The organism is Mycobacterium interjectum (assembly GCF_900078675.2).
GTDB classification, from domain to species: domain Bacteria; phylum Actinomycetota; class Actinomycetes; order Mycobacteriales; family Mycobacteriaceae; genus Mycobacterium; species Mycobacterium interjectum.
On record NZ_LT546237.1, the window covers coordinates 413,232 to 420,338 of the forward strand.

The 7,107-nt window shown below is 70.9% G+C and carries 5 protein-coding genes and 1 pseudogene; 3 read left to right on the top strand and 3 right to left on the bottom strand.

The genetic code is table 11. The annotated features are described in order from the left end of the window. Positions 1–244: pseudogene (locus BN4348_RS61180) on the top strand (FUSC family protein); the annotation flags it as partial. On the opposite strand, the gene BN4348_RS36575 reads toward BN4348_RS61180, so the two are convergent. Further along, positions 239–628 carry an MmcQ/YjbR family DNA-binding protein gene (locus tag BN4348_RS36575; protein WP_066910373.1) on the bottom strand — a complete coding sequence of 130 codons (390 nt, stop codon included), beginning with the start codon at positions 626–628 and terminating at the stop codon, positions 239–241. The pseudogene BN4348_RS61180 and the gene BN4348_RS36575 sit on opposite strands and share 6 nt — an antisense overlap. A 21-nt stretch (positions 629–649) precedes the next feature. On the opposite strand from BN4348_RS36575, the gene BN4348_RS36580 reads away from it, so the two are divergent. Next, on the top strand, positions 650–1,633 hold the full coding sequence (locus BN4348_RS36580; RefSeq protein WP_066910376.1) for a transglutaminase family protein: 984 nt from the start codon (positions 650–652) through the stop codon (positions 1,631–1,633). Beyond that, positions 1,626–2,681 (top strand): zinc-binding metallopeptidase family protein, encoded by a 1,056-nt coding sequence (locus tag BN4348_RS36585; RefSeq protein ID WP_066910377.1) that lies wholly within the window; start codon positions 1,626–1,628, stop codon positions 2,679–2,681. Before BN4348_RS36580 ends, BN4348_RS36585 begins: the two co-directional genes overlap by 8 nt. 9 nt (positions 2,682–2,690) lie before the next feature. On the opposite strand, the gene BN4348_RS36590 is transcribed toward BN4348_RS36585, so the two are convergent. Continuing rightward, complete coding sequence (locus tag BN4348_RS36590; RefSeq protein WP_407937918.1) at positions 2,691–5,321, bottom strand: circularly permuted type 2 ATP-grasp protein; 2,631 nt, start codon at positions 5,319–5,321, stop codon at positions 2,691–2,693. Positions 5,322–5,335: 14 nt separating this feature from the next. Then, the coding region (locus BN4348_RS36595) for a transglutaminase family protein (protein WP_167670464.1) at positions 5,336–7,107 on the bottom strand (1,772 nt) is incomplete at its 5' end.

Consider the following 7,107-nt stretch of genomic DNA (forward strand, 5'->3'; position numbering starts at 1 on the left):
CGCGCCCGGCGCCGACGGGTGCCCCCGGCTTCCCCGGCCCGCACACAGCGCGCTGGTGGTGCTCGCGGCCGCGGCCGCCCTGGCCGACTCCGACCCCGCCGGGGCGTGCGCCTACACCGCGTCCGCACGCCATCACGCCTCGGAGCTGCACGCGCTCGCCCGCGAGAGGACCCAGGCGGTGCTCGCCGACGCCGTCGCGGCCTGCGTCGACGACCTGCAGCGGGTCGTCGACCTGCGCTCATAGCGAATCGGCCAGGTACTCCTGGACGAGTTTCCGCGGCGCCTGCGTCAGCCAGGCCTCGGTGATCACCTCCACGAGATCGCGCACCCCGATCTCGCCCAGCCTGATCAGCACCGCCGGATAGCCGTCGAAATGCGGTGTGGTGAAGTAGACCCCGGGCTCGTCGGCGATCAACGCGAACTTGACGCCCTCGTCGGAGACCCGCACCCCGAGGATGTCGCCCTCGGGCGCCTCGACCCCGCTGTCCGCCAGCGCCTCGCGATCCGACGGTCGCAGTGGCCGCTCCCACGCCAGCAACTTCTTGCCGACCCGCCACTCGTGCGGTGACGGCTCGGAGGTAAGTGCCAGCTCACCAACGATGCGGGCGACGTCGTTCCACGTGGCCACGCTTTCGATTGTGCTCCCGACATGGCGCGCTTGGCTCGCGATCGGCAAACGGAGTGTGGTGGGATCAGCCTTGTGTCAGAAGCTTTGCCGGAAGGTGATGCCCGTCGGCACCGGGTCACCCACCGCACCGAATACCGCTACTCCGACGTCGTGACCAGCTCTTATGGTCGCGGCTTCCTCACGCCGCGGGACTCGCAACGCCAGCGGTGTGTCGCGCACGTGCTGACCATCGACCCGGCCCCGGCCGACAGCTCCACCAGCGTCGACAGCTACGGCAACGTCAGCTCCTACTTCCACGTCACCGAGCCGCACCAGACCCTGACGATCACCAGCGACTCCATCGTCGACGTGTATCCGCCGCCCCTACAGCGCTACAGCAGCGGGCCGGCGCTGCTGCCGTGGGAGGCCGCCCGCCCGGCCGGACGCAGGGGAGCGCTGGCGACCGAGTTCGCCCTCGACCTGGACCCGCCGGAGATCACGGACGGGGTGCGCGAGTACGCGGCGCCCAGTTTCGCGCCCGAGCGCCCCCTGGTCGAGGTGCTGCGCGATCTCACGTCGCGGATTTTCGCCGACTTCACCTACCGCTCGGGCTCGACGACGATTTCCACCGGGGTCAACGAGGTTCTGGCGGCCCGGGAAGGGGTATGCCAGGACTTTGCGAGGCTGGCGATCGCCTGCCTGCGCGCCAACGGTCTGGCGGCCAGCTACGTGTCCGGTTATCTGGCCACCGACCCGCCCCCGGGAAAGGATCGGATGATCGGTATCGACGCCACCCACGCCTGGGCGGCGGTGTGGACCCCGCAGGAGCCGGGCCGGTTCGAGTGGCTGGGGCTCGATCCCACCAACGACCAGCTGGTCGACGAGCGGTACATCATCGTGGGGCGCGGGCGCGACTACGCCGACGTCCCGCCGCTGCGCGGCATCATCTACACCAACTCCGAGCGCAGCGTGATCGACGTCGCCGTCGATGTGGTGCCCTTCGAAGGCGACGTGCTGCATGCGTGACTTCCACTGCCCCAACTGCGGCCAGCGCCTGACGTTCGAGAACTCCACCTGCCTGGCGTGCGGCAGCGCGCTGGGGTTCTCGCTCGAGCAGATGGCCCTGCTGGTGATCACCACCGGCGACGAGTCCGACCGCGCCGGGTTCGTCAGCGCCGCCGAATACGAGCTGTGCGCCAATCGCCATCTGGCCGAATGCAATTGGCTGGTCCCGACCAACCTTCCCGGCGGCCTGTGCGCGGCGTGCGCGCTCACGCTGGAGCGCCCCAACGACGCGGACACCGACGGCCTGGGGGCGTTCGCCCGCGCCGAGGCGGCCAAGCGGCGGCTGGTTGCCGAGCTGCACGAAATGAAGCTGCCGATCATCGGCCGCGACCGCGACCCGGACTACGGACTGGGCTTTCGCCTGCTGTCCAGCGCGCACGAGAAGGTGCTCACCGGCCACGAGAACGGCATCATCACAATCGATCTGGCCGAGGGCGACGACGTGCACCGCGAGCAGCTGCGGGTCGAGATGGACGAGCCCTACCGGACGCTGCTCGGGCACTTTCGCCACGAGGTCGGGCACTACTACTTCTACCGGCTGATCACCCCGTCGAGCGAATACGTGGCGCGGTTCAACGAACTGTTCGGCGATCCCGACGCGGATTACCAAGCGGCGCTTGACCGGCACTACAACGAGGGCGCGCCCGAGGGTTGGCAGGAAAGCTTCGTGTCGTCATACGCGACCATGCACGCCGCCGAGGATTGGGCCGAGACGTTCGCCCACTACCTGCACATCCGCGACACCCTGGACACCGCGGCGTGGTGCGCGTTCGCGCCGGCGTCGGCGACCTTCGACCGTACGCCGTTGGGCCCCAGCGCCTTTCCGACCATCATCGAGATGTGGCTGCCGGTGTCCTGGTCGCTGAACATGGTGAACCGCTCGATGGGACACGACGACCTGTACCCGTTCGTGCTGCCGGTGGCCGTGCTGGACAAGATGCAGTTCATCCACGACGTGATTGACGAGGTGACGTCGGCGCTGAGCGGGCCGGCCACCATCGCGGGATAGTCGCGGGGGCTAGGCCGGCATGACGCGGCGTTCGTCGGGGCCCCACAGCGGCTGGATACCGCCCGGCAGCCGCAACTGCGTCTCGGTGATGACCTCGGCCAGGTCGCGCAGCTCGGAGTGGATGGCGTCGAGCAGTTCGGCCAGCACCGCGCGGCGCCCGCCGCTGACCGCTTCCAGCTGTTCGGGGTGCGACCGGCGCAACAGCGTCCCGACCTCCTCGACCAGCCGCTCGGGGCGCGACGACCCCGACGAGCTCGGCAGGTCCTTGAGGTCGGTCCGCAGCCGCTCCAGCTGATACAGCAGCGACCGCGGGTTGCTGATGTCGTACAGCATCAGCTCGGCCACGGCGGCCACGCTGACCTTGCCGACGGTGCGGCGCCGGTAGCTCACCGACGATTCGCACGCCACCAGCGTCGCCTCGATGATCGTTTGCTCGGCGGGCGCGCCGCGGACATCGGTCACGGTGGCCCGCAACAGCGCGGTCAGCCACAGGCCGCGCTCGATGCGTTTGCCGATGTCCATCATCGTCCAGCCGACGTCGCGCACCATCGACTCGCCGGCCACCCCCGACAGCGTCAGCATCCCGGCCAGCGTCTGCGCCTGGGCCGACGCGAGCAGGGCGTCGGCTTCGGCCAGGGAGTCCGGCGGCTCCGGCCGCAGCGCAATCGCGCGCTCCACCCCCGCCAGCACCGTCCAGGTGTCGTTGGACAACTGGTCGCGCACCGCGCGGGCGGCCAGCGCCAGCCCCTCCACGGACTGCACCAGGGATCCGGGCCGGTTGGGATCCACGGTCAGCGACCACAGCGTCGAGGGGGCGACGGCGATCATCTCGGCGCCATCGCTCCCAAACCTGTTGTCGTTGCCGGTGATTCGGCCCAGCGCGGCCAGCAGCACCGGCACGCATTCGCTCTCCTCGATGTCCTGGTGGTGCCGGTAGACGTGGAAGCGATCGCGGGCGACGATGAGCAGCCGGGCCATCTGCTCGGCGCGCTCGCCGTAGCGGCCCATCCAGAACAGATCGGACAGCACGCGCGGCGAGCTGACGCCCCAGGTGCCCGCCGCGGTCTTCGCCGGTTCTAGACCCGAGGGTTGCAAAGAGGGGACAGCGATCGTCTCGGCCCGTGCGCGCTCCGTCGGGCGCACCCAGACATCCTTCGCCGCAATGGTTTTCAACGTATAGGCGGCCGGCCCGGGGGCCAGCACGTAGCCCGCGCCGCCGATCATCGGAGCGTAGCCGCCGCGCTGGGCGACGGTGAACAACCGCATCCCGACAGCGGCCGACGACAACACGCCGGCATTGTCGGTGGGCGCCGACGAGAACTGCGGCAGCTCCTGGCCGACCCACTGCCACGGCATGTCCTCGATGCGCGCGGCCAGCTCGGCGAGCTGAGCGGACGAAAGCGTCGGCCCGACAAGGGTATTCCCGCCGACGGTCGACTTGATCAACAGCGAGGACAGGTTGGCCAGCAGGTGCGAACGCTCGCTCGCCACGCCGCCCCAGTAGACCGGCGGGGTGTGCAGCAGCGGCTCCTCGCCGAGCAGCCGCTCGGCCAGTTCGGGCAGAAACCGCAGCAGCCCGGGGCTTTCCAGGATGCCGCTGCCCAGCGTGTTGACGACCGTCACCGTCCCCCGGTGCTGCGCCTCCACCAGGCCGACCACACCGAGGCGGGAATCGGCGCGCAGATCCAGCGGATCGGTGTACTGGGCATCGACCCGGCGCAGGACCACGTCGACGCGCTTGAGCGTGCCCAGCGAGCGCATCCACAGCTTGCCGTCGCGCACCACCAGGTCCGCGCTCTCCACCAGCGGGAAGCCCAGCAGGGTGGCCAGATACGCCTGGTCGAAGGCGGTCTCCGAGTAGATACCGGGGCTGAGCACCACGACGACGGGGTCCTGCGCGACGTCGGGCGCGGCGTCGATGAGCGCCAGCCGCAACGCCTGGGCGAACGGTGTCGTGGGTCGCGGCGCGATCCTTTCGTAAAGGTCCGGGATCGAGTGCGCCACCACGCGCCGGTCGGCCAGCGCGTACCCGGCGCCCGAGGGCGCCTGCGTCCAGTCGGCGTTGACCTGGAAGCCGCCGTCCGGCTGCCGGCTGATGTCGCAGCCGTGCATGAAGAGCTGGTGGTGTCCGGGAACCTCGATTCCGTTGGCGGGCCGCACGTAACCTGGGTGCCCGAAGACCAGCTGCGGCGGCAGGGCGCCCTCGGTGAGCAGGGTGCGCGGCCCGTACAGATCGGCGAGCACGGCGTCGAGCAGGCGCGACCGCTGCACCAGCCCGGCCTCCAGCGTTTCCCAGTCGGCCGCGGAGAGCACGATCGGCAGGGCGTCCAGCCGCCAGGGCCGGGGCTCCGGGGCGTGACCGTCGCGGCCCGAATCGACCTCGGTGTAGGTGATGCCGTCGTTGTCGACCAGGCTGTCCACCACCGAGCGCAGCCGGTTGAGTCCGGCCCGGCCGCGGTCCGCGACGGCGTCGGCCAGCTCCGACCACGCCGGCCGCACGTTGCCCTCGCCGTCGACGAACTCGTCGTAGCCGATCCCCGGGCCGTGCCGCAGGTCGAAGAGCGCCTCCTGGGCCCGCGCGGTCCGGTACCCGGCCAGCAGCCGGTCGCCGTCGTAGTGGCCGCCGGTGTCGGTTGCCATGTTGGGAAGCGCCATTACTGCTGCACGGTACGGACGCGCCGCAGATCGAGCATGCCCGGCGCGCCGATGTCGGTGAGGATCCTGGCCTGACGCTCCCGGATGGCGGCCAGGTCGAGCTTGCCCGGGGTGAAGCCGGTCGCCTCGAAGCGGCGGGCGCGGCGCGACTCGGCCTCGACGGCGTTGACCGGCGGCTCGTCGTAGGCGCGGCCGCCGGGGTGGGCGACGTGGTAGGTGCAGCCGCCGCGCGACGTCCCGGTGGTGAGGTCGACCAGCTCGAACTGCAGGGGGACGTCGGTGCTGATGGTCGGGTGCAGCGCGCTGGGCGGCTGCCAGGCCTTGAACCGCACGCCACCGACGTGGATGTCGGGGATGTCGGTGGCCAGCAGCGGCACCGGGTAGCCGTTGGCCGTCACCAGGTAGCGGTGGCGGTCGGCGCCGATGATGCGAATCTGGATGCGTTCGACCGACGAGTCGACGTAGCGCGCGGTGCCGGTGGCGGTGGACTCCTCGCCGAGGGTGTTCCACGGTTCGATCGCCCCGCGCAGCTCGATCTCCACGCCGTCGAAGACCGCGGTGCCGATGCGCGGGAAGCGGAACTCGGTGAACGGATCCAGCCAGCTGGTCTCGAAGGGTATGCCGTGCGCGCGCAGGTCGGCGGCGACGTCGGCGATGTCGTGAATCAGGAAGTGCGGCAACAGGTATCGTCCATGCAGGTTGGCGCCGTGCCGGATCAGCGGGGCGCGCAGCGGTTCGTCCCAGAACCACGCCACCAGCGAGCGCACCAGCAGCGACTGCACCATCGCCATGCGCAGGTGCGGCGGCATCTCGAAGCCGCGCAGCTCCAGCAGGCCGAGCCTGCCGCGGGGGCTGTCGGGGCTGTAGAGCTTGTCGATGCAGAACTCGGCGCGATGGGTGTTGCCGGTGATGTCGGTGAGCAGGTGCCGCAGGGCGCGGTCGGTCACCCACGGCTTGGCGGCCCCGCCGGCGCATAGCCGAGCGATCTCGGCGAACGCGATCTCGAGCTCGTAGAGCGCCTCGGCGCGCCCCTCGTCGACCCGCGGGGCCTGGGACGTGGTGCCGACGAATCGCCCGGCGAACAGGTAGGACAGCGACGGGTGGCGCTGCCAGTAGGTCAGCAGCGAGACCAGCAGGTCGGGGCGGCGCAGCAGCGGCGAGTCCGCGGGCGTCACGCCGCCGAGCGTGATGTGGTTGCCGCCGCCGGTGCCGCCGTGGGTGCCGTCGACGTCGAACGACTCGGTGGACAGCCGGGCCAGGCGAGCCTGTTCGTAGAGGCTCTGAAGCAGCTGTGTCTGTTCGGCGAAGCTGGCGGTGGGCGGCACGTTGACCTCGATGACGCCCGGGTCGGGGGTGATCGTCACCGACCTCAGCCGCGGGTCCGGCGGCGGGCCGTAGCCCTCGACCACCACCGGGCAGTCCGCCTTGGCCGCGGCGGCCTCGACCCGGGCGACGAGGTCCACGAAGTGTTCCAGGGCCTCGGTGGGCGGCAGGAAGACGTACAGCAGCCCACGGCGGACCTCGGCGACCATCGCGGTCGGCGGCGCGTCGCCGGGTTCGGTGACGACGGCGGCACTCGCGGCGTCCGCCGCGAGCTCGCCTCCCGCAGCCAGGGGATCGGCGTCGAACCTCGGCCGGGGCGGCCGCCAGCTGATCGAATCCAGCGGCAGCCGCAGACCCGCCGGGGAATCGCCTTCCAGCAACACGATCCGGCCGCGGCGCAGCCGCCAGTTCGCGCTGGCCCAGCCCAGGTCGTCGTCGCGGCGGTGCA

Coding starts and splice junctions, on each gene's coding strand:
- BN4348_RS36580 (WP_066910376.1), top strand. CDS start 650: ATGGCGCGCTTGGCTCGCGATCGGCAAACGGAGTGTGGTGGGATCAGC.
- BN4348_RS36585 (WP_066910377.1), top strand. CDS start 1,626: ATGCGTGACTTCCACTGCCCCAACTGCGGCCAGCGCCTGACGTTCGAG.
- BN4348_RS36590 (WP_407937918.1), bottom strand. CDS start 5,321: ATGGCAACCGACACCGGCGGCCACTACGACGGCGACCGGCTGCTGGCC.